Here is a 21,374-nt window from a genome sequence, read left to right as displayed (position 1 = left end):
AGACACAAAAAAACCGCAGCGATGCGGTTTTTTTGTGGGTGATCATTTTCCGGGCTGAACAATGATCCCTGTGGGAGCGGGCTTGCCCGCGAAGGCGTCGTGTCAGTCGACATCAATTTTGCCTGAACCACCGCATTCGCGGGCAAGCCCGCTCCCACAGTGTGAGGTGTCGTCAGCTGGTTTTCTGCACCAACCCATCCGCCCGGAACATCCCGCGAATCCCGCGTACCGCCTGACGAATCCGGTCCTGGTTTTCGATCAGCGCGAAGCGCACATGATCATCCCCATACTCACCAAACCCGACGCCCGGTGACACGCAGACCTTGGCTTCGGCCAGCAGTTTCTTGGCGAACTCCAGCGAACCCAGGTGCGCATACGCCTCGGGAATTTTCGCCCAGACGTACATCGACGCTTTCGGGTTTTCCACCATCCAGCCCAGTTCATGCAGGCCTTTGACCAGCACATTGCGTCGCTGCCGGTACTGCTCGGCGATGTCTTTCACGCACTGTTGATCACCTTCCAGCGCCGCAATCGCCGCAACCTGCAGCGGGGTGAAGGTGCCGTAGTCGTGGTAACTCTTGATCCGCGCCAGGGCGTTGACCAGTTCCGGGTTGCCGACCATGAAACCGATGCGCCAACCCGCCATGTTGTAGCTTTTTGACAGGGTGAAAAACTCCACCGCGATGTCCTTGGCCCCCGGCACTTGCATGATCGACGGGGCTTTCCAGCCGTCGTAGACGATGTCGGCGTAGGCCAGGTCATGCACCACCAGTACGTCGTACTGTTTGGCGAGGGCGATCACCCGCTCGAAGAAATCCAGCTCCACGCACTGCGCGGTCGGGTTGGATGGGAAGCCGAGGATCATCATTTTCGGTTTCGGGATCGAGCCGCGAATCGCCCGTTCCAGTTCGGCGAAGAAATCCACCCCCGGAATCAGCGGCACGGAACGCACCTGGGCGCCGGCAATCACGGCACCGTAAATGTGGATCGGGTAGCTCGGGTTCGGCACCAGCACGGTGTCGCCCTGGTCCAGGGTGGCCAGCATCAAATGCGCCAGGCCTTCCTTGGAACCGATGGTCACGATGGCTTCGCTTTCCGGGTCGATATCGACCTCGTAGCGATCCTTGTACCAGTTGGAAATCGCCCGGCGCAGGCGTGGAATGCCCTTGGACGTGGAGTAGCCGTGGGTGTCTTCGCGCTGGGCGACGGTGACGAGTTTTTCAACAATGTGCGGCGGCGTCGGGCCGTCGGGGTTGCCCATGCTGAAGTCGATGATGTCTTCGCCACGACGACGGGCGGCCATCTTCAGCTCGGCAGTGATGTTGAAAACGTAAGGGGGGAGTCGATCTATGCGCGCAAAGCGGCGCGGCGAACCTGGGTTAGCCATTGTTGCCTCGGATAACGTGAGCGCCCGGAACCGTCCGAGCGACGCTGGTCACTGCGGTGACCTGTTGCGGAAGATAAGGGGTGGCATGGCACACTGTCCAGCTAGTGTGTAAACAAATTTTTCCGAAGGAAATCAGTTGATGGAATTTAGCAGCGGCTTCTTGCTGAGCCTTTCTCTGTGCCTGGACATCGGCGTGGCCAATATCGCGATGATCACTTTGGCCATGCAGCGCGGCTATTTTCAAGGCTTTGCGCTGGGGTTGGGCACCTGCGTCGGCGACCTGATTTATGCGGTGCTGGCGCTGGCCGGCATGACTGTTTTGCTGCAATACGAAACCGTGCGCTGGGTGCTTTGGATCGGCGGTTCGGCACTGCTGGTGTACTTCGCGGCGAAGATGATCTATTCGGCGATTCACCATGAAGCCGTGTTGGCGCAGACCGCTGAAGTCGGTCACAACTCTCACCGCAAAGAATTTTTCCGAGGCATTTTCCTCGCCATGTCGTCACCCAGTGCCATTCTTTGGTTCGCGGCGGTGGGCGGTACACTGATCGCACGGTCCGGTGGCGGTGGCGCCCTCAGTTCGGCGCTGTTTCTCGGCGGATTTCTCTGTGCCGGTGTTCTCTGGTGCGTCGGTCTGTGCTTCGCGGCGAGCCACGGTGGCAAGCTGTTGGGCGACAAACTGCTGCGTTACTCCTACATGGCATCGGCGGCGATCTTCTGTTATTTCGCGGTGTACGTGATTCTATCGGGTTACAACGAGTTTGTAGGCGCGGGCGCCGTCGAGGCGCTGCACAGCCTCTGACTGGGCTAATCGGGTTTGGCTTCTATACTCCCAGCCGAACCCACTTTTTTGATCCAGGAGTCGAGTCATGGATGAGCAAGCAGACGTAAAACCGGCCGAGCCACGTTTTGAGCACGGGCACTTTCTGCTCATTGCGGGGCTGGGTGGTCGATTTACTGCGGATACCACCCAGGCAATTCCCGAGCTTTGGGAGAAATTCATCCCGGAAATCGGCAAGATCCCCGGTCAAAAAAGCGAAGTGACCTACGGCATCTGCTGCAATCCGGATGGCAAGGGCGGCTTCGAATACATTGCCGGCGTCGAGATCGACAAACTAGACGATCTGCCCGAGAAGTATCGCTGGGTTGAAGTCCAACCCCAGCATTACGCGGTGTTCGAGCACACAGGCTCGCTGGATCAGTTGCCCGCGACGTTCCAGTACATCTGGAAAACCTGGTTGCCCCAGTCCGGTAAAGAGGCCGCGGACGCCCCGGAATTCGAACGCTACAGCGAAGACTTCAACCCGAAGCTCAACACCGGCAAGCTGGAAATCTGGCTGCCGCTCAAGGCGTAATGTCTGGCCCGAGAGGCGGATCAACGATTCGCCTCTCGATGTCGTGCTGACACTGATTTATGATCCGCAGCCTTTCCCTCGCTGACTCCCTACCTGTCATGACAACCCTCATCCGCCACGTCCTCCCCACCGACCTCGACCGCTGCTTCGCCATCGAAACCGTTGCCTACGAAGGCGACGAGGCCGCCACCCGAGAAAAAATCGCCACCCGCATCGCCACCTGGCCTGAAGGTTTTATCGTCGCTGAAGTGGACGATGTTGTAGCCGGTTTCATCAACTCCGGTGCGGCGTTTCAGGTCGAGATGTCGGACGAAGCGTTCAAGGAACTGATCGGCCACGACCCGGCCGGTCCGCACGTGGTGATCATGTCGGTGGTGGTGCATCCGGATTATCAGGGGCAGGGTTTGGCGAAACGCTTGATGGGCGAGTTCATCGAGCGGATGCGTGCGTTGGGCAAGACCAGCATCAACCTGATGTGCAAAGAGCGGCATATTCCGCTGTATGCCGGGTTTGGGTTTGCCTATATCAAGCCTTCCGCGTCGGATCATGGCGGGATGGCTTGGCATGAGATGGTGTTGGCGCTCTGATTGATGCGGTGTGGCGTGAAATGCCTTCGCGGGCAAGCCACGCTCCTACAGGTCCTTCGCAAATTCTGTAGGAGCGAGCGGGCGGCGATCCGACTTGCCCGCGAAGGCGATCCAGAGATCGCCCCATCAATTTCTAATAGAGACTATCCCGCACCCGAGCCGGCGCTTCCCGGTCATACGTCTCGGCATCAAACGCCCCATCATTCAAGCGCTTGTGAAACGCCCCAGCCGTCGGCAGCGCCGAGCGATCCAGGTGCTTCTCAGGGTTCCACAGATCCGAACGCACAATCGCTTTCGAGCAGTGAAAAAACGCCGCCTCCACCGTCACCAGCATCACCGTGCGCGCCGGTTTGCCGTTGACCGCGAAGCTTTCCAGCAACTCCGGTTCATTGCTGATCTGCGCCGTGCCGTTGACACGCAACGTCTCGCCGATCCCCGGGATGATGAACAGCAGCGATACCCGTGAATCGAGCACCACATTGCGTAGGGTGTCGATGCGGTTGTTGCCCGGGCGGTCCGGTATCGCCAGGGTGCGCGCATCGATGATTCGCACGAAACCCGGCGTGTCACCGCGCGGCGAGCCGTCCAGGCCGTCGGGGCCGACCGAGCTGATGATCACCAGCGGCGAGGCGCGGACCATCGCTTGATAGTCCTCGTTCAGAAAGGGGATTTGCTTGCGCACGGCCCGTTCATGAGGCTGGCCGTAGATCGCTTCCAATGCTTCGATGCTGTTGAGCATAACCACCTCAGAAAATCAGTCCCATGCGCCGTTCGTAACCGATCCGGCCCTTGTACGCTTCGCCGCTGTCGACCCAGCCGAAACTGGCGTACAGCGCGATGGCCGCCTCGTTGTCCGCATCCACCGACAACTCCAACGCTTTTATTTCCGGAAACGCCTGGCGCGCCACGTCGGGCAGGGCTTGCAGGCAGGCCTTGCCATAACCTTTGCCTTGATGATGCTGGTCGACTTGCAGCGCGTGCAACGTGGCGCTGTGTTCATCGGCCCATGCGGGTAATACCGGCGGGCGTTTGAGCAGCAGGAAAGCAACGGGAATGTCATCGGCCAGCAGGGCAAATCCTTTGACGCCGGGGCCGGGTTTGGACAGCAAGGTGTGCAACGCACCGTGGATGTCGCCGGAGAATTTTATTTGTTCGTTGTGAACTTCGATGGCCTCGACCTGCTGGCGCTGGCGCGTGTTCAGGGTTTCGTAAGGCACGAGTCGGGTTGTCACTGGAGTGTCCTTTTTCCATGAGAAATGAGCCTCGGATTCTAGCGAGTTTGCGTCCATGGATTATTTTTATTTCGACTGTCGATTCGGCGTTTCGCCGAACGACTAAGGGTGTCTTCACAACAAAAACCACGGAGAACCACCATGAACGCTACTCACGAAATCGAGACCCTGATCGACACCTATCGCCAGGCGGTCATCGCCAAGGATGTCGAGAAACTCATGGCCTTGTACGCCGACGACATCGTCTCCTACGACGCGGTCAAGGCCCTGCAATTTCGCGGCAAGCCCGCCTATCGCGCGCATTGGCAGGAATGCATGGAAATGTGCCAGGGCGCGCACAAATTCGACTTCGACCACATGAACGTCGTGGCGGACGAGCACATCGCCTTCGCCCACTGGCTGGCCCATTGCGGCGGCACCAACGACAAGGGCGAAACCCAGGCCTGCTGGATGCGCGTGACCGCGTGCTATCGGCGCGAAGCCGGACAATGGCGCATCGTTCACGAACACTGGTCGGCCCCGTTCGACATGATGAGCGGCTCCGTGCTGTTCAACCTGGAACCCTGATCGTCGGGAAGCCGCGCCAAACCGCCAAACTGCAGCCATAGTTGATCAGTTCGATCGGAGAGCCCCATGAAGTATTTATGCTTGGTCTACAGCAACGAACAGGAGTTGCACTCACTGCCCGAGAGCCCCAAGGACGCCGAGTGCATGGCCTACGCCGAATCGATCCAGGGCAGCGGCCGGATGCTCGCGGCCGAGGCGCTGGAGTCGGTGCAGACCGCCACCACCGTGCGCATGCGCAACGGCAAAATGTCGATCACCGATGGCCCGTTCGCCGAAACCAAGGAGCAGTTGGCCGGCTTCTACCTGATCGACGCCAAGGACCTCAATGAAGCCCTCCAGGTCGCCGGCAACATTCCGGCGGCCCGGGTGGGGTGTGTCGAGGTGCGACCGGTTCGAGAGTTGAATCCTTAACTGGCACAGGCAAGGAGATTCCATGGTGACGCAAGGCATGCAGGACTGATGCCCGGGGTGTCGGTCAAGGCTCGGGTCGAGCAGGTCTACCGCGAAGAGTCGCGGCGGATCCTGGCGACCCTGATCCGTTTGCTCGGCGATTTCGACCTTGCCGAAGAGGCTTTGCACGAGGCGTTCTTCATCGCGGTCGAGCGCTGGCAGCGTGACGGTGTGCCGGACAATCCGCGGGCGTGGCTGGTCTCCACCGGGCGCTTCAAGGCCATCGATGTGCTGCGTCGCCGCGCGCGGTTTGCCGCGTCCCGGCCGATGCTGATCGCTCAGCTGGAGGCGCTGGAACAGGCCGACTGGAGTGACGAAGACGTGGAAGACGATCGCTTGCGCCTGATCTTCACTTGCTGTCACCCGGCACTGGCGGCGGATGCCCAAGTGCCGCTGACATTGCGCGAAGTCTGCGACCTCACCACTGAAGAAATCGCCCGGGCGTTTCTTTCCGCGCCGGCCACCATTGCCCAGCGCATCGTGCGGGCCAAAGCGAAAATCCGCGACGCGAAAATCCCCTATCAAGTGCCGACCCTGGCGGAACTGCCCGAGCGCCTCGACAGCGTGCTGCGGGTGATTTACCTGGTGTTCAACGAAGGCTATTCGGCGTCCGTCGGCACCGAGCTCATCCGTGAAGACCTGATCCGCGAGGCGATCCGCCTTGGGCGTTTGTTGATGGAGTTGTTGCCCGAGCCCGAAGTGATGGGCCTGCTGGCGCTGATGCTGTTACATGAATCACGGCGCCCGGCGCGGACATCGTCGAATGGCGAGCTGATCCTGCTGGATGAGCAGGACCGCTCGCTGTGGGATGCCGGGTTGATTGCCGAAGGTTGCGCGCTGATCGAGCGGGCGCTGACGACCCGGCAATTCGGTCCTTACTGTTTGCAAGCGGCCATCGCCGCGGTGCATGCCGAAGCGCCGACGGCGGGGGAGACCGACTGGCTGCAGATTGTGGGGCTGTATGACGTTCTGTTGGCGGCGGTACCTTCGCCGGTGATCGAGTTGAACCGTGCGGCGGCGATCTCCAGGCGGGATGGACCGTTGGCGGGGTTGACGCTGATTGAAGGGATTCTGGGGCGCGGGGATTTGCTGGATTACCACTTGGCGCATTCGGCGCGGGCGGAGTTTTGTCGGCAGTTGGGACGGGTGGAGGAGGCGCGGGCGGCGTATGAGCGGGCGCTGGAATTGACGCAGCAGGTGCCGGAGCGGCGGTTTATCGAGGCGCGGATCAAGGCTTTAAAGTGATGTGATCTTGCGGGCCTCTTCGCGGGCAAGCCCGCTCCCACAGTGGATCGCGTCGGTCACAAAATTTGTGGGCACCACCAAACCCTGTGGGAGCCCGCTCCCACAGTGGATCGCGTCGGCCACAAAATTTGTGGACACCATCAAACCCTGTGGGAGCGGGCTTGCCCGCGATAAGGTCCGAAGGACCTTCATTCCAACATCTTGCCCAACAACCAACTCCCCGCCGGCCCCGGCGGATGCAGCTGCGACCACAGCGCATCGACGAACAGCGGTTTCGGCCACCCGCGCACGTTCAACTCCTGCAACGTGCCCGCGCCAAACCTCCCCACCAGCCATCGCGGCAACGGCGCCCAACCGAATCCACCCTGAGCCATTTCCAGTAGCATCAAGTAACTCGGTGCCGACCAGACACGCCCCTTGGCGCGGCTTTCATACGGATTGACGATGGTCGCCAGACGCAACTCCCGATGCTGGTGCAGGACGTCCTGATCAATGCGCGCCAGCGCCGCCAACGGATGCTCGCGGGACACGAACAAGGCGATTTCCGTACGCTCTGCCACCGTCGAGCTGACCAGGTCCGGCGGGTAACTTTCCTGTTGCTCGGCGAACGCCACGTGCGCCCGGCCGCTTTGCACGAGCGCCACGAGGTCATCGCATTCGGCAATCAGGCATTCGAGTTCCAGATCCGGGTAGCGTTGTTCGAACGCACTGAGCGCCGCTTCGAAACGGTCGGATTGATAGGTGTCGGAAATCGCCACGGTCAGCTTCGGTTCAACGCCTTGAGCCAACTGGCTGGCGGTCATTTCCAGACGGCTGGTCGCCGCCAGAATCTCCTCGGCACGCTGCAACATCACATGCCCGGCCGGTGTCAGGGTCGGCTTGCGGCTGCTGCGATCGAACAGGATCAGATCCAGATCAATCTCCAGGCTCGCCACTGCGGCGCTGATGGTCGACTGACTGCGCCCGAGTTTACGCGCCGCGGCGGAAAACGAGCCTTGGGTCGCCGCTTGCACAAACGCCTGAAGCACTTCATGAGACGCCATGAACTATCGCCTTGATCGATGGTTATTGGTTATGAAGTATCGGTCCGGGAGTGGATGATGGCAACCACAGTCACTCAGGAGTTCTGCTCATGAACATCCAAAAATCCATCACTGAACGTATTTTCCAGGCCATCGGCTTCGAGCTGCTGGCGATCGTGATCTGCACCCCGTTGCTGGCGTGGATCATGGACAAACCGATGCTCGACATGGGCGTCGTCACCGTGGTGATCGCGGCGTTGGCGCTGGCGTGGAACGTGGTGTTCAACGGGATTTTTGATCGCGTGCTGCAGCGTTTCAACATCGCGCACAACGCTTGGACGCGAGTCGTCCATGCGCTGCTGTTTGAAGGGGGATTGGTCGCGGTCGGTGTGCCGCTGATTGCCTGGTGGCTCAACGTCAGCCTGTGGCAGGCGTTCCTGCTGGATATCGGTGTGTTGCTGTTTTTCCTGCCATACACCTACGTTTATCACTGGGCGTATGACGTGGTGCGCGAGCGTATGGTGGTGCGTAATTCTTGCGAAGGATGAACATTGAGCGGGCTGATATTCAGCCCGCTCGCTCCAGTGCTTGTTACAAAAACATCCCGCCCGACGCCTCGACGCGCTGCCCGTTGATCCACTGGCTGCCGGGTGCCAGAAGCAGCGCAATCGCAGCGCCGATATCGTCCGGCAAACCGACACGACCCAGCGCGGTATTGTCCGCAACCATCTGGTTCACCTGCGCATTGTCGCGCACGGTCCCGCCGCCGAAATCGGTTTCTATCGCGCCAGGCGCCAACGTATTCACCGAAATACCCCGCGCGCCCAGTTCCTTGGCCTGGTAGCGCGTCAGCACTTCCATCGCGCCTTTCATCGCCGCGTAAGCGCCGTAGCCCGGCAGGCTGAAGCGCGTCAGACCGCTGGACACGTTGAGAATCCGGCCTCCATCAGCCATCAACGGCAGCAGGTTCTGGGTCAGGAAAAACGGTCCTTTCAGATGAATATTCATCAGCAGGTCGAACTGCTCGACGCTGGTGTCGACGAAGTTCGCATACACACCGATACCGGCGTTGTTGAGCAAAAAGTCGAAGTGCTGGCGATCAAAACGGCTGCGCAACACCTCGGCGACTTGCGTGGTGAAATCAGCGAAGCCCTCGCTCCGGCCAACGTCGAGTTGCAGCATGGCGGCGCGACCGCCGAGGCTTTCGATTTCCGCGACCAGTGCCTGCGCCTCGTCCGCTTTGCTGTTGTAAGTGCCGATGACATCGATGCCTTGGGCGGCCAGATGCAGGGCTGCGTTTTTGCCGAGGCCGCGGCTGGCGCCGGTGATCAGTGCGATTTTGCGATTCATGGGACTTCCTCAAGGGTGGTGAGTGACGGTGTGGAGGAAGTTTATTTATCCGCCTCAGGGTGATAAACAGACTGAAACTGGAATCACTGATCGGTTAATCCGGACAATCGAAGGTCGACCCATGAACAAACTGGAACTGCTGCGCACCTTCGTTCGCGTCAGCGAAATGTCGAGTTTTACCCTTGCCGGCGAAAGCCTGGGCTTGCCCCGGTCCACCGTGTCGGAACACGTTCAGGCGTTGGAAGCGTTGTTGGGGACGCGTTTGCTGCAACGCACCACGCGCAGGGTTCAGGCGACGCAGGACGGCCTGGTGTTGTACGAACGCAGCAAGGACTTGCTGTCGCACATGGACGAAATCGAAGGGCTGTTTCGCCAGGATGCGGCCTCGCTCACCGGGCGGATCCGCTTCGACATGCCGAACTTTCTGGCGCGCCAGGTGGTGTTGCCGCGGTTGCCGGAATTCATCGCGCTGCACCCCAATCTGGAACTGGAAATCAGCACCACCGATCGCCGGGTTGATTTGCAACGGGAGGGTTTTGATTGCGTCGTGCGGGTGGGGGCGCAGCCGGATCAATCGGTGGTGGCGCGCCATGTGTGCGATTTTTCGATGGTCAATTGCGCCAGCCCCGCTTACCTGCAGCGTTATGGCATACCCGAAACACTCGAGGATCTGGCGCAGCATCGGCTGGTTCATTACGTCGGCGTGCTGGGTTCGCGTTCGGAAGGCTTTCTGTATGAGGTCGATGGCAAGCTGCATCGATTGCCGATGGCAGGCAGCGTCACGGTGAACAGCACCGACGCTTATGAGGCGGCGTGCCTGGGTGGCTTCGGGTTGATTCAGGCGCCGCTGAAGGGCATGCAGTCACGCTTGCTCAGTGGTGAACTGGTGGCGGTGTTGCCGCAATTGAATGCGCCGTCGATGGACGTGGCGCTGCTCTATGCCCGGCAACGGCATTTGCCGTTGCGGGTCAGAGCGTTCATGGATTGGCTGGCGCAGGTCATCCAGTCCAACGCATAACCTGTGGGAGCGGGCTTGCCCGCGATAGCGGTGTATCAGCAAACATTAATGTCGACTGACATGCCGCCTTCGCGGGCAAGCCCGCTCCCACAGGGGTTTGTGGTGGTCAGAAGATTTTGGTGAACAGCCAGTACAAGCTCCCCGACAACAGAATCGCTGCGGGCAAGGTCAACACCCAGGCCATCAGCAGGTTGCGGATGGTCTTCATCTGCAAACCACCGCCGTTGGCGACCATGGTCCCGGCTACCCCCGATGACAACACGTGGGTGGTCGACACCGGCAACCCGAACATGTCCGCCGCGCCGATGGTCAGCATGGCCACGGTTTCCGCCGAGGCCCCTTGCGCGTAAGTCAGGTGGGTCTTGCCGATCTTCTCGCCGACCGTCACCACGATGCGCTTCCAGCCGACCATGGTGCCCAGACCCAACGCAATCGCCACGGCGATTTTCACCCACAACGGAATGAACCGTGTCGCGTTGTCGATCTGTTGCTTGAACAGTTGCAGCTTGCCGGTGGTGTCGGCGTCGAAATTGCCGACCTTGTTCTTGTCCATCAGGCGAATGGTTTCGCTGGTCAGGTACATGTCGTTGCGCACGTTGCCCATGGCCTCGGCCGGGACTTTCGACAGCGAACCATAACCCTTCACTTCGTTGCCGATGCTGCCGGCCAGCGTCGCGAGGGCGGGGATCAGTTGCGGCGTGGCTTCCTTGGTGCGCATGTAATCGGAGAGCACCGGACGCGGATCGGCAGGCGCCGGCAGCGAGGTGTGCTTCATCAGCGCTTGCTGGGTGACCTCGGCCACGGCGGCGAATTGCAGCGACTGATCCGCCGGCATGGTGCGGTTCAGCGCATACGCCATCGGCAGGGTGCCCACCAGGATCAGCATGATCAGGCCCATGCCTTTCTGGCCGTCGTTGGAACCGTGGGCGAAGGACACGCCGGTGCAGGTCAGGATCAACATGCCGCGAATCCACCACGGCGGCGGCGTGTTGCCTTTGGGCTCTTTGTACAGCGCGCGATTCTTGACGAAGGCGCGCAGGGCCAGCAGCAACAACGCGGCGGCACCGAAGCCGACCAGGGGCGAGAGCAGCAGCGCATAACCGACTTTGGTCGCTTGCGCCCAGTCCACGCCGCTGGTGCCGTCGCGCCCGTGCATGAGGGCGTTGGCGACGCCGACACCGATGATCGAACCGATCAGCGTGTGCGACGAAGACGCCGGCAGGCCCAGCCACCAGGTGCCGAGGTTCCACAGGATCGCCGCGATCAGCAGGGCGAAAATCATCGCGAAACCGGCGGAAGACCCGACTTGCAGAATCAGCTCCACCGGCAGCAGCGCGATGATGCCGAACGCCACCGCGCCGCTCGACAGCAGCACGCCAAGGAAGTTGAAGAACCCGGACCAGACCACCGCGAAGTTCGGCGGCAAGGAGTTGGTGTAAATCACCGTCGCCACCGCGTTGGCGGTGTCATGGAAACCGTTGACGAACTCGAAGCCCAGCGCGATCAACAGCGCCACGCCCAGCAGCAGAAACGGCGTCCAGGTGGTGACCACCGTGCCGAGTTCGTTCATGTCGTGCATCAGGCTGTACGCGGTGAACAACAGGCCGATGGCCAGCACGGCAAAGAAAATCACGATGGTCAGCAGGCCGGGTTTTTTATCGAACTGCGGCTTCGCGCTGCTGATGGGCGCCTGGGCGGCGGTGTAGGAAGGAGTAGCCATGACGGACAATCCTGAGGAGGGAAGGAGTGTCAGTCATGATCGTTGCCAAATGTTACAGAGAGGCTGCGTTGGGTCAGTGTTTGGGTAATTGGCGATGCCGCCGATCCGAATCCAGTGCCATCCCCCTGTAGGAGCGAGGCTTGCCCGCGAATGCGGTGTATCAGGTAAAACGCCTTCGTGGGCAAGCCTCGCTCCTACAGAGGAATGCGTTCGCTTAATAATCCTGGCGCTTACGAAAGGCCCAACGCCCGGCAATCACCGTAAATGTCGCCACCAATGCCACCAGAATCCAGAATCCCTCGGGATCCTGGGAGAGCGGCACGCCCCCCACGTTCATGCCAAAGAAACCGGCGATGATGTTGATCGGCAACGCCAGCACCGTCACCACCGTCAGGGTGAACAGCGTGCGGTTGCTCTGCTCGTTGAGGTTGGCGGCGATCTCTTCCTGCAACAACTTGATCCGTTCACCCAGCGCGGTGAGGTCGTTGATGATCAGCGCAAACTCCTCGGTGGACTTGCGCAGCTCCTTCACGTCCTCTTTCTGCAACCACTGCGGCGGACGGTTGAGCAGGCGCAGCAACGAACCCGGCTCCAGCGCCAGCAATCGTTGCAGGCGCACCAACACCCGGCGATTGGCGCCCAGCTCCGCGCGGTTGGTCGACAGCCGCGAAGACAGCAACTCATCTTCGATCTGATCGACACTGAGGCTGGTCTTGCGCACGATCTGCGTCAGCACCTCGCCCTGATCGCGCAGCAAATGCACCAGCAACTCCAGCGGTGAACGAAAACATTCACCGGCCTTCACCGACGAACGCAACTTGTCCACCGAGTGCAGCGGTTGCAGGCGCGCGCTGATGATCAGCCGACTGCGGGCGCATACCCACAGCGTCGACACATCCGAGGAGACCATGCTGCTGAGGTTGAACACCACGTCGTTGACCACCGCCAGCAGTGCCGAATCGACATGCTCGATGCGCGTCGAACGCGAGCCTTCATGCAAGGCTTCGAAAAACTCGTCGGGCAATTCCAGATGACTTTTCATCCAGCGCTCGCACGCGGCGTGGGCGAGGTTCAGGTGCAGCCAGAGAAACTCATCGCTGTCGCCCGGTTGCTGCAGGCACCGCAACGCCATGGCCGAATCGAGCTCGCGGCCACGTTCGCCGGGGCGAAAACTGAAACCGTACAGCAGACCGAACAGGTCCGGATCGCGATGGCTTTGGTCGATGCTGTGGTTCATGAGGTCTCGCTGTGAGGAGGCGCCTGTCGCGGGTTTCACAGGTTCACTTGAGCCGCATCATCGCAAGGTGTCTTGACAGTTTTGTGACGGTTTCGTGAGGCAAGAGAGCATTTGTATCGGTTGGGTACAGACGCAAAAAAGCCACACGATCCGAAAATCGTGCGGCTTTTTTTGTGGGGTATCAGTCGTCTTGTTTGTTCTTCAGGACTTCGCCGGTGGCGGCGTTCAAGTCCACGTCCCATTCAACGCCTTTGGCGTCTTTGAGTTCAACTTCGTACTCATAGAGAGAAGGGTGTTGGTCCAGGTCGCTGTCGGTGATCGTGGCACCCGGGTGCAACTTCATGACGATCTGGTTCAGTTCTTCCAGCGGCTTGATCTTTTTATCCTTGACCAACTGCGGGATCTGATCGACGGGAACATCAGCTGCCTGGGCCAGGCCAGCGGTGAGGGTCAGGGCGGCAGCGGTGAACAGGGCAGTCAAAGTCTTCATGAGGTTCTTTCCTTGGGTGTGCTGTTTAAGTGAGTCCAGATTAACTGTGGCAACTTAATTCACGCTTAATTCCTATAAACGCGTTGTTTGTAAGAAGCTTCGCGGGCAAGCCTCGCTCCTACAGGTTTACGCGAACCTTGTGGGAGCGTGGCTTGCCCGCGATGGCCGCACCTCGGTTCCGGATCAATACCCGTTGTTCGTCAGCAACTGCGCAACCGTGCCCGCCGCCGGGCGCTTATAAAACTTCAACAGCTCGCTGGCACGGTTGGTGAAAATGCCATCAACCCCGGCGTCCATGACCTTCTGATAATCCACCGCATCATCGACCGTGTAGACGTGCACCAACAAACCCTGATCGTGGGTGTACTGGTTCATCCACGGTTTCACCAGGTCCGAGTAGCTCTGATCGCCACCCTTGGTCAGCGCGGCGGAAGGGCCGGTGCCGATCGCGCCCTGGGCCTTGGCGTACTCGACCCACTGCTGGAATTCGGCTTTGTCCTTCGGTTCCTGCTTGGCGTAGTAGACCGCTTTATCCTTGTCGCCGGACTCGGCGAACGTCACCTTGGATTTCGGCTCGATGCTGCCTTCACCGACCCACAGCAACAGGATCTTCGGCACCTGCGGCATTTCTTTTTCCAGCAGTTCGAGGCTGCTCTTCTCGAAGGTTTGCAGCACCACCTTGCCTTTGCCCTGGCCGACCGCCAGATTGCTTTTCGCCAGTTTGGAACCCGCCGGACTCAGCCAGCCGCGATCCTGCAATTTATCCTTGAGGTCGCTTTCGATACCGGGGAATTGCTTGGGCTCTTTGGTTTCGATGTACAGGCCGGGTTTGTGCAGCGGATTGCCCTGGGCGATGTCGATGATTTCGTCGAGGGTCAGGATTTTCAGACCCACGTAGGCAGGGCGTGCGCGCTCCGGGTAAGCGGTGTTGAACCAGCTGCCGGCATCGAGGGTTTTCAGTTCGGCGATGGTGAATGCGTTGGCCGGGCTGTCCTTGCGATCAGGGAATTTGCTGGCGACGTCGGTGGTGCGTTGCAGGTTGTTGTCGTGCAGGGCAAACAGCACGCCGTCCTTGCTGCGCTGCAGGTCCAGTTCGAGGTAGTCGGCACCCAGATCGCGCGCCAGTTTATAAGCGGCAGCGGTGGATTCCGGTGCATCGAAAGACGCACCACGGTGAGCGATCACCGCCGGATGCGGGATACCCGAACGGGACGCCAGTGAAGTCGGACTTGGCTCGCTGGCGGCTTGCGCCTGGCCGAGACCGAGCAGCACGCTCAGCAGCAGGGCGCTCTTGGTGAAAGTAACAGGCATGGTCGAGATCCTTTCGCAGAGAGTTTTCAAAGACGTCTCTTTTAACAACTGAGCGCCGCCAGCGCTATCGCGAGACCGACATAAACGTGTTTAAAGCTGATTTTTTCAGCGCTTTTGTGCGGTTCTTTGCAGTACTCTTGGCCCCGGCAGTTTCCCCGGCAGAGGGAACGCCCTTCATCTTGCCCAGCGTGTAAACCATCGATCACTTGTGTGAGGTTTATATGCGCATCACTTCCCAGCTCATCTGCCAGGCCGCCGAACAGCTCAAAGGTTTCGTCGGCCTCAATCGCAAAACCGGCCAGTACATCGTGCGTTTCAGCGAAGATTCCTTCGGCATGGACGTGGCGGATGACGGCATTATTCCTGCCAGTGAATTTGTCTGGGCGCCAGGGCCGGAGCAGGCCATGACGCTTAAGCGCGAGTTGATTCAGTTGTTGCTGGATCAGAACATCGATGACCGGATCAACATTACCGAGCCGTTGCGGGTGTATATGAATCGGCGGGAAGTGCCGGAGATTTCGGCGGTGCGGAGTTTGGTGCAGGCTTGAGATTTGCAGTGTTCGTGCTGGCCCCTTCGCGAGCAAGCCCGCTCCCACACTTGATCGCCCGTGAACACAGAATCTGTGGTCGGTCGGGATCAAATGTGGGAGCGGGCTTGCTCGCGAAGGCCGCCTAAAGAACACCACATCCTTTACTGTTTAAACCCATAAGCCCGCTCAACCCTGCACACCCGCGTATTGCACGCCGAATACCAGGTCGAGCGCCCCCGCTCACGAATCACACTGTGCTCGGGATGATGTTTCCACGCCAGAATCGCCGCCTCACTGGCCCAATAGGACACCGTAATCCCGAGCCCATCCTCACCCCGCGCCGATTCCACGCCCAGAAAACCCGGCTGCTCACGCGCCAGTTCAACCATGCGCTCGGCAGCTTCGGCGTAACCCTGATCACCGTCAGTACGCAGCGAAGTAAAAATCACCGCGTAATAAGGCGGTTCCGGCGTCCGGGCCATCATGATTTCTGCCGCGCGCACGCTTCGATCAACGCACTGACCGGGGGCGGCAGAACGCCTTTGAGCGCGGCACGTTCCGGTTGAAACAGCGTGGCAACAAAAAACGGATGCCCACGCAATTCCACTGTCCGCAGATCCCCCGTCGAATCATGTCCTGTGGCGCACAGCTGTTGGCTCAATAACGCCCGCTCGAACTCAGGATTCACACCGTAACGGCAGTGATAGCCTTCGTGAATCTGCGAATGTTCATACGCCTTGGCGATCAACGAACCTTCAACCAGATGAATGCTGTCGACGGCTTCCACCAGCGAACAAACCAGCGGTGTGAGCAACGCTCGCGTTGCATCGGGTGCTGTCTCGCCGTGCTCGGCATCTTCCCAGCCCAGAACGTTGCGGGCGTATTCGAGTACGGCGTGCTGAAAACCGCCACACGTCCCGAGGAAAGGTCGCTGCCGTTCGCGGGCAAAGCGGATCGCTCGCACCGCACCGCCCTCATCACGGTAGGGGCTGGCCGGCACACACCAGAAACCATCGAAGTCTTCCAGCGGTGTGTCGTTGTCGATGCGATCGGTGGCCAACCATTGGAACTGCACGTCCAAGCCTGTGTGTTCGGCAGCCATGCCGAGGGCGGCGGGGATGGCCTGGTGAGCGGTGACTTGCGGGTCGTAATCGCCGATCAGGGCGATGCGGATGGCGGTGTTTTCCATGAGTGCTCTCGATGCTTGTTGATTCCTGGAGCCCACTATAGATTGGCGTTCACGCACTCAATATTGGCGTTATCCCAAGTGATCAATGCAGCCACGCACTATCGACTGGATTACCCCGACCTGTCCCTGATCCTCGCCCTGGTGCGTGGCGGCTCGTTGGCCCGGGCTTCGGCGTTGTTGAAAGTCGACGTCTCGACCGTGTTCCGCGCCGTGCGCCGACTGGAAGCCGCACTGGGTCAGCAACTGTTCGAAAAGAGCCGCGCCGGCTACTTGCCCACCAGCCTGGCGCAGACCCTGGCCGAGCAGGCCGAACGCGCCGAACAAGCGCTGGAGGCCGCGCGCATCGGCGTAGAGCAGGGCGGTGAAGTCATCAGCGGCACCGTGCGGCTGACCTGTACCGATTCGGTCCTGCAAGGTTTGCTGTTGCCGGCGCTGGCGCAGTTCATGCCCGGTTATCCGGCGCTGACCATCGAATTGAGTACGTCCAATGACTTCGCCAACCTCAGCCGTCGGGATGCGGACATTGCCTTGCGCCTGACCAATGCGCCGCCCGAGCATTTGGTCGGTCGACGTCTGGCGCAGGTGTCGTATCGTGTTTGTGCGAGCACGGCGTATCTGAAATCGGTCGATGCCGAAGACCTGCCCTCGCTCACGTGGATCGCCCCGGACGACTTCCTCCCCGATCACCCCACCGTCGTATGGCGTCGTCAGCAGTTGCCCGGCGTCACACCGGGTTATCGCTGCAACAGCATGTTGTCGGTGACGGAACTGGTGCGGGCCGGGTTGGGGGTTGCGGCCTTGCCGGACTTTCTGATCGGTAACGGGCTGCAGCCGTTGAGCGAGCCGTTGCACGGTTACGACACCGCGCTGTGGTTGCTGACCCGCCCGGACTGTCGCGCCTTGCGCTCGGTGGTGACGTTGTTCGATGAGTTGGGACGGGCGTTGAAATTGCCTTGAACCGTGTCAGACCTTGCGCACGAAATGCTGGTGCATTTCCGACGTCAGGATTTCGATGCGTTCAGTGAGGGTCTTGGTCATCTCGGTGAGGCGGGTGTTTTGCTCGAGCAATTCGAGCAATTGCGCGGAGTTCTGCGCCGCTTGGGCCTGACGTTCACTGTTGGCCACCGCCAGCGCCTCACGGTGCTGAGCATCGGCTTCGGATTGCGCCTTGTCGCGCGCGGCTTGCCGGGTCTGGGCCAGCAGAATCAGCGGCGCGGCATAGGCCGATTGCAGGCTGAACGCGAGGTTGAGCAGGATAAACGGATAGAGGTCGAAGTGAGCCACGCCGAACACATTGAGGCACACCCACAACACCACGATCAGCGTCTGCGCACCCAGAAAGGTCGGCGTGCCGAAGAACCGCGCAAAGGCCTCGGCGCGCAGGGCGAACTTGTCCGTGCCGAAGGTCGGCGCCAGGTGAGCGTGAGGACGGTGAAAGCGTAAGTGATCGACGGGCGCAGTGGTTTTGGTTTCGGTGGTCATGATGCTCTCTGCAGGGCGCTGGGACTGAGGCCCACTATAGCGCCACCGCCCGGCGAGCCGTGCAGCTTTGGCTAAATCGCCAGCGTGACGGCGGTGTTGCGCTCGGTATCGCGGGTGGCGACAGAGATTTTGTTGCGGCCGGTGTTTTTGGCGGTGTAGAGGGCTTTGTCTGCGTCATCGAGCCAGGCAATGGCATCGGTGAAGGACGGGTGATAAGCGGCCAGGCCGATGCTCAGGCTGACCCGCAATTCGGGAATGTCCTGATGCCGGTAGTCATGCAGCACTTCACGAATTCGTTCCATGACATCCCGTGCCTTATGCAACGGCATGTCGGGCAAGATCACGCAGAACTCATCACCGCCATAACGCCCAGCCAGATCACATTCGCGCAGATTGCGTTTGAGTTCGGCACTCAACTGACGCAGCACCGAGTCACCGACGATGTGCCCGTAAGTGTCGTTGATGGGTTTGAAGTGATCGATGTCGATCAAGGCAGTCGCGGCGGGCTGTTGATGCTCGCGACAGTGGTGGAACTGCAGTTGCAGCAGGTCTTTCCAGGCGCCGTGGTTGAGCAAGCCGGTCAGGCTGTCGGTACGGCTCAGGGCGCTCAAGGCGCGTTTGTGTTCGGACAGTTTGATCGCCAGCCGATAGCAGACTATGCCCACCGCCCACGGGTAGAGCGTGAGGATCGGCAGGCACGCCCAAATCTGTATCGGGGTGGTCGTGGGGTTGAACGTCGCGCCGAACAGCAACCAGGCAATCATCACGCCCATCGCTTGGGTCAAGGTGCCGAGCATGAACAGCCGCAGGCCGCCCGTGGCGACGTTGTTCATCGCCATCATCGCCAGGATGGTCACCGTGGTGAGCGGATTGAGCTGCACCGTCGCCGCCCAGAAACCGCCACACAGCGAATCGAAAAGCAGGTTGCGGCGTTCGGTCTTGTAGGGAAAGTTCGCGCGGGTCGACAGTTGATAAGCAACGTGGGGCCAGACAAAAGCGTTGACCAGCATCAACGCCCACACCCAAAACGGCATGTTCAATGGAGACAGCGCAACGGCCACGCTGATGCAACCGACACCAAGGCCAATGGTTCGGGGCAAGTAAATGCGTCTGGCAAATGACAAGCCCTTGCCGCGTTGGATTTCCATAATGTCCTGCGCCAGATTCATTCTGAAACACATTGCTGTGCTTTATTCAGAGCTACCGTTCATCGGTAAAACGGCGGACATTGTCATTTATTCCAGCGGGAATAATCAGTGTCCTTCGAAGCCATTTAACGGCGGCAGGGCGCAGCGAAAGCTAGATTCAGCGCTGATAGCAGGCGAGGAACATATCCAGCGCAGAGTCCACGACAGTGGCCTGCATCTCGGGTGAAAGCCCGGGCAGTCCCATGGAAATCTGCGGCCAGAAGGCAAAGGATTTGAGCATTCCCTGTATCTGTTGGGCGGCGAACCCCGGGTCGACCGGCTTCAAACGTCCATCGGCCTGAGCAGCGCGAATCCACACGGTCAGGCCTTCTTCGCGTTCGCCCATTCGCGCGACCATGTTCTGCGCACGCTCCGGGGAATGGATGGTGGCCGCGATGGCGACCCGCGCCAGGTCGAGAAAATTGTCATCGCCCAACATCTGCAATTTCGCCATCAGCATCAGGCGCATCTGGTCGCGCAGCGGCAGGTCAGCGCGGTAGGACGTTTCCTGTTCGGCCGTCACCCGCGCCCATAACTGATTGAGGATTTCGGCGAACAACTCTTCCTTGCTCGGGAAGTGGTTGTACACCGTGCGCTTCGACACGCCAGCGGTGGCGGCAATCTTGTCCATGCTGGTGATGTCGAAACCGTTGGCACGGAATTCGGCAATCGCCGCTTGGATGATCGCTTCGCGTTTTCGGTCGGTCAGGCGCTGTGGAGCTGTCATAAGTACGCTTCGGCAGAAGAAGTTAAGAATTACACTCAGCAGTTTACTTGTGATCAGCTTTGATGCAACCTAGAAACTACACTGTGCAGTGTAATGTTTCGTTAATCCTGCGCAGCCATAAATAGAGTGTTCGGCTGATGCGTGCGTGCCTTGGCCATTTATCGTCCCACCGCAGAAACTGCGAATCGTGCGGTTTCCTGGAGTCATTCAGTCATGGCCAATTCCACCAACGCCTCTGCGCCTGAAGCTTCCCGTCAGGTCGAAGGGCATTTCAAAAACCATGTGCCCGTGCAACGTGAAGGCTTTCGCAAAATGCTGCGCATCATGTGGAAGATTATTTTCCACAAGCCGCGCAACACCCGACCGACCACTGCCGTTCCGGTGCAACGCCTGACCCACGACGCCTTGATCGCCGCGCCCAACCACAGCGTTTATCGTCTCGGCCACTCCACCGTATTGCTGAAACTGCGGGACAAATTCTGGATCACCGACCCGGTCTTCGCCGAACGTGCCTCGCCGGTGCAATGGGCCGGTCCGAAACGCTTTCACCAACCGCCCATCAGCCTCGAAGAATTGCCACCGATCGAAGCGGTGATCCTGTCCCACGATCACTACGACCACCTCGATTATCAAGCCGTGCTCAAACTGGCGGACAAGGCCAAATACTTCCTCACCCCACTGGGCGTCGGCGACACCCTGATCAAGTGGGGCATCGACGCCAGTAAAGTGCGCCAACTCGACTGGTGGCAAGGCACCGAAGTCGACGGCATCCAATTCATCGCCACCCCGTCGCAACACTTTTCCGGTCGGGGCCTGTTCGATGGCAACAGCACGCTGTGGGCCTCGTGGGTGATGATCGACGCCGACACGCGCATCTTCTTCAGCGGCGACAGCGGCTATTTCGATGGCTTCAAACGCATCGGCGAACAGTACGGCCCGTTCGACCTGACACTGATGGAAACCGGTGCGTACAACGTCGAATGGCCGCATGTGCACATGCAGCCCGAACAAACCCTGCAAGCGCACATCGACCTGAAAGGCCGCTGGTTACTGCCGATTCACAACGGCACGTTCGATCTGTCGATGCACGCCTGGTTCGAACCGTTTGACCGGATTCTGGCCTTGGCTTGGGAGCGCAGTGTTTCGATTACCACGCCGCAGATGGGTGAGGCGTTTAATGTGATGTATCCGCAGCGGGGGAGTGCTTGGTGGTTGGGGATGGAAAACGTCGGCGATCAGGTGGAAATCCAGAACGCATAACGTTCTGACGCAGGGGCCGCTTGGGATG

At 59.9% G+C, this 21,374-nt stretch carries 25 protein-coding genes; 11 read left to right on the top strand and 14 right to left on the bottom strand.

Going from position 1 to position 21,374, the window contains the following annotated elements:
- Positions 1–172: 172 nt before the first annotated feature.
- Positions 173–1,387 carry an alanine transaminase gene (gene alaC, locus J2Y86_RS11140; RefSeq protein ID WP_253430990.1) on the bottom strand — a complete coding sequence of 405 codons (1,215 nt, stop codon included), beginning with the start codon at positions 1,385–1,387 and terminating at the stop codon, positions 173–175.
- 139 nt (positions 1,388–1,526) lie between these two features.
- Here alaC and J2Y86_RS11135 point away from each other — a divergent pair, with 139 nt between their 5' ends.
- The 3 genes from J2Y86_RS11135 (at position 1,527) to J2Y86_RS11125 (ending at position 3,329) form a co-directional block, all read left to right on the top strand.
- Positions 1,527–2,189 (top strand): LysE family translocator, encoded by a 663-nt coding sequence (locus tag J2Y86_RS11135; RefSeq protein WP_253430988.1) that lies wholly within the window; start codon positions 1,527–1,529, stop codon positions 2,187–2,189.
- Positions 2,190–2,256: 67 nt separating this feature from the next.
- On the top strand, positions 2,257–2,742 hold the full coding sequence (locus J2Y86_RS11130) for a GyrI-like domain-containing protein (protein ID WP_253430986.1): 486 nt from the start codon (positions 2,257–2,259) through the stop codon (positions 2,740–2,742).
- Between the two features lie 98 nt (positions 2,743–2,840).
- Positions 2,841–3,329: a GNAT family N-acetyltransferase gene (locus J2Y86_RS11125; protein WP_253430984.1), complete on the top strand. Its 489-nt coding sequence runs from the start codon at positions 2,841–2,843 to the stop codon at positions 3,327–3,329.
- A gap of 133 nt (positions 3,330–3,462) precedes the next feature.
- Here the strand turns inward: J2Y86_RS11125 and J2Y86_RS11120 are convergent, their stop codons facing one another.
- The gene (locus J2Y86_RS11120; RefSeq protein WP_253430981.1) at positions 3,463–4,068 is read right to left on the bottom strand and encodes a pyridoxamine 5'-phosphate oxidase family protein; all 606 of its coding nucleotides are present in this window, start codon (positions 4,066–4,068) and stop codon (positions 3,463–3,465) included.
- A 7-nt stretch (positions 4,069–4,075) separates the two neighbouring features.
- The gene (locus J2Y86_RS11115) at positions 4,076–4,561 is read right to left on the bottom strand and encodes a GNAT family N-acetyltransferase (RefSeq protein WP_253430978.1); all 486 of its coding nucleotides are present in this window, start codon (positions 4,559–4,561) and stop codon (positions 4,076–4,078) included.
- Between the two features lie 141 nt (positions 4,562–4,702).
- Between J2Y86_RS11115 and J2Y86_RS11110 the strand changes: the two genes are divergently transcribed.
- The 3 genes from J2Y86_RS11110 (at position 4,703) to J2Y86_RS11100 (ending at position 6,823) form a co-directional block, all read left to right on the top strand.
- The gene (locus J2Y86_RS11110; protein ID WP_253430975.1) at positions 4,703–5,128 is read left to right on the top strand and encodes a YybH family protein; all 426 of its coding nucleotides are present in this window, start codon (positions 4,703–4,705) and stop codon (positions 5,126–5,128) included.
- Positions 5,129–5,194: 66 nt separating this feature from the next.
- Complete coding sequence (locus J2Y86_RS11105; protein WP_017340392.1) at positions 5,195–5,539, top strand: YciI family protein; 345 nt, start codon at positions 5,195–5,197, stop codon at positions 5,537–5,539.
- A gap of 48 nt (positions 5,540–5,587) precedes the next feature.
- The gene (locus J2Y86_RS11100; RefSeq protein ID WP_253430972.1) at positions 5,588–6,823 is read left to right on the top strand and encodes an RNA polymerase sigma factor; all 1,236 of its coding nucleotides are present in this window, start codon (positions 5,588–5,590) and stop codon (positions 6,821–6,823) included.
- Between the two features lie 188 nt (positions 6,824–7,011).
- Here the strand turns inward: J2Y86_RS11100 and J2Y86_RS11095 are convergent, their stop codons facing one another.
- Positions 7,012–7,866 (bottom strand): LysR family transcriptional regulator, encoded by an 855-nt coding sequence (locus J2Y86_RS11095; RefSeq protein WP_253430969.1) that lies wholly within the window; start codon positions 7,864–7,866, stop codon positions 7,012–7,014.
- Positions 7,867–7,955: 89 nt separating this feature from the next.
- Here J2Y86_RS11095 and J2Y86_RS11090 point away from each other — a divergent pair, with 89 nt between their 5' ends.
- On the top strand, positions 7,956–8,393 hold the full coding sequence (locus J2Y86_RS11090; protein ID WP_253430965.1) for a multidrug/biocide efflux PACE transporter: 438 nt from the start codon (positions 7,956–7,958) through the stop codon (positions 8,391–8,393).
- A gap of 43 nt (positions 8,394–8,436) precedes the next feature.
- Here J2Y86_RS11090 and J2Y86_RS11085 read toward each other — a convergent pair whose 3' ends face one another.
- Positions 8,437–9,195 (bottom strand): SDR family NAD(P)-dependent oxidoreductase, encoded by a 759-nt coding sequence (locus J2Y86_RS11085; protein WP_253430962.1) that lies wholly within the window; start codon positions 9,193–9,195, stop codon positions 8,437–8,439.
- A 121-nt stretch (positions 9,196–9,316) separates the two neighbouring features.
- Between J2Y86_RS11085 and J2Y86_RS11080 the strand changes: the two genes are divergently transcribed.
- The gene (locus J2Y86_RS11080; protein ID WP_253430958.1) at positions 9,317–10,213 is read left to right on the top strand and encodes a LysR family transcriptional regulator; all 897 of its coding nucleotides are present in this window, start codon (positions 9,317–9,319) and stop codon (positions 10,211–10,213) included.
- A gap of 106 nt (positions 10,214–10,319) precedes the next feature.
- Here J2Y86_RS11080 and J2Y86_RS11075 read toward each other — a convergent pair whose 3' ends face one another.
- The 4 genes from J2Y86_RS11075 to J2Y86_RS11060 form a co-directional block, all read right to left on the bottom strand.
- Positions 10,320–11,933: an inorganic phosphate transporter gene (locus tag J2Y86_RS11075; RefSeq protein ID WP_253430955.1), complete on the bottom strand. Its 1,614-nt coding sequence runs from the start codon at positions 11,931–11,933 to the stop codon at positions 10,320–10,322.
- A gap of 214 nt (positions 11,934–12,147) precedes the next feature.
- Entirely contained in the window at positions 12,148–13,170 is a 1,023-nt protein-coding gene (locus J2Y86_RS11070) for a transporter (protein ID WP_253430952.1), read from the bottom strand.
- A 181-nt stretch (positions 13,171–13,351) separates the two neighbouring features.
- Positions 13,352–13,660, bottom strand: coding sequence for a PepSY domain-containing protein (locus J2Y86_RS11065; protein WP_253430949.1), 309 nt, complete (start codon positions 13,658–13,660; stop codon positions 13,352–13,354).
- 183 nt (positions 13,661–13,843) lie between these two features.
- Complete coding sequence (locus tag J2Y86_RS11060) at positions 13,844–14,971, bottom strand: glycerophosphodiester phosphodiesterase (RefSeq protein ID WP_253430946.1); 1,128 nt, start codon at positions 14,969–14,971, stop codon at positions 13,844–13,846.
- A gap of 221 nt (positions 14,972–15,192) precedes the next feature.
- Here J2Y86_RS11060 and J2Y86_RS11055 point away from each other — a divergent pair, with 221 nt between their 5' ends.
- On the top strand, positions 15,193–15,519 hold the full coding sequence (locus J2Y86_RS11055; protein WP_253430943.1) for a DUF2025 family protein: 327 nt from the start codon (positions 15,193–15,195) through the stop codon (positions 15,517–15,519).
- Between the two features lie 143 nt (positions 15,520–15,662).
- Here the strand turns inward: J2Y86_RS11055 and J2Y86_RS11050 are convergent, their stop codons facing one another.
- Entirely contained in the window at positions 15,663–15,986 is a 324-nt protein-coding gene (locus J2Y86_RS11050; RefSeq protein WP_253430940.1) for an antibiotic biosynthesis monooxygenase family protein, read from the bottom strand.
- The gene (locus J2Y86_RS11045) at positions 15,983–16,690 is read right to left on the bottom strand and encodes a CTP synthase C-terminal region-related (seleno)protein (RefSeq protein WP_253430936.1); all 708 of its coding nucleotides are present in this window, start codon (positions 16,688–16,690) and stop codon (positions 15,983–15,985) included. Before J2Y86_RS11045 ends, J2Y86_RS11050 begins: the two co-directional genes overlap by 4 nt.
- A 15-nt stretch (positions 16,691–16,705) precedes the next feature.
- Here J2Y86_RS11045 and J2Y86_RS11040 point away from each other — a divergent pair, with 15 nt between their 5' ends.
- Positions 16,706–17,647, top strand: a complete 942-nt coding sequence (locus J2Y86_RS11040) for a LysR family transcriptional regulator (RefSeq protein WP_253430933.1) — start codon at positions 16,706–16,708, stop codon at positions 17,645–17,647.
- Between the two features lie 6 nt (positions 17,648–17,653).
- On the opposite strand, the gene J2Y86_RS11035 is transcribed toward J2Y86_RS11040, so the two are convergent.
- The 3 genes from J2Y86_RS11035 to J2Y86_RS11025 all read right to left on the bottom strand — a co-directional run bounded on the left by J2Y86_RS11035 (position 17,654) and on the right by J2Y86_RS11025 (position 20,086).
- Entirely contained in the window at positions 17,654–18,172 is a 519-nt protein-coding gene (locus J2Y86_RS11035; RefSeq protein WP_253430930.1) for a DUF1003 domain-containing protein, read from the bottom strand.
- 71 nt (positions 18,173–18,243) lie between these two features.
- A complete protein-coding gene (locus J2Y86_RS11030; RefSeq protein ID WP_253430925.1) occupies positions 18,244–19,320 on the bottom strand; it encodes a diguanylate cyclase in 1,077 nt (358 codons plus the stop codon).
- A gap of 157 nt (positions 19,321–19,477) precedes the next feature.
- Positions 19,478–20,086 carry a TetR/AcrR family transcriptional regulator gene (locus J2Y86_RS11025; protein WP_253430922.1) on the bottom strand — a complete coding sequence of 203 codons (609 nt, stop codon included), beginning with the start codon at positions 20,084–20,086 and terminating at the stop codon, positions 19,478–19,480.
- Positions 20,087–20,299: 213 nt separating this feature from the next.
- Here J2Y86_RS11025 and J2Y86_RS11020 point away from each other — a divergent pair, with 213 nt between their 5' ends.
- Positions 20,300–21,346, top strand: a complete 1,047-nt coding sequence (locus tag J2Y86_RS11020; RefSeq protein ID WP_253430919.1) for an MBL fold metallo-hydrolase — start codon at positions 20,300–20,302, stop codon at positions 21,344–21,346.
- Positions 21,347–21,374: the final 28 nt, after the last annotated feature.

The sequence above is a fragment of the Pseudomonas migulae genome (assembly GCF_024169315.1).
Lineage (GTDB): Bacteria > Pseudomonadota > Gammaproteobacteria > Pseudomonadales > Pseudomonadaceae > Aquipseudomonas > Aquipseudomonas migulae_B.
Note: the sequence above shows the minus strand (reverse complement) of the source record. Positions and strands in the feature narration are given on the sequence as shown.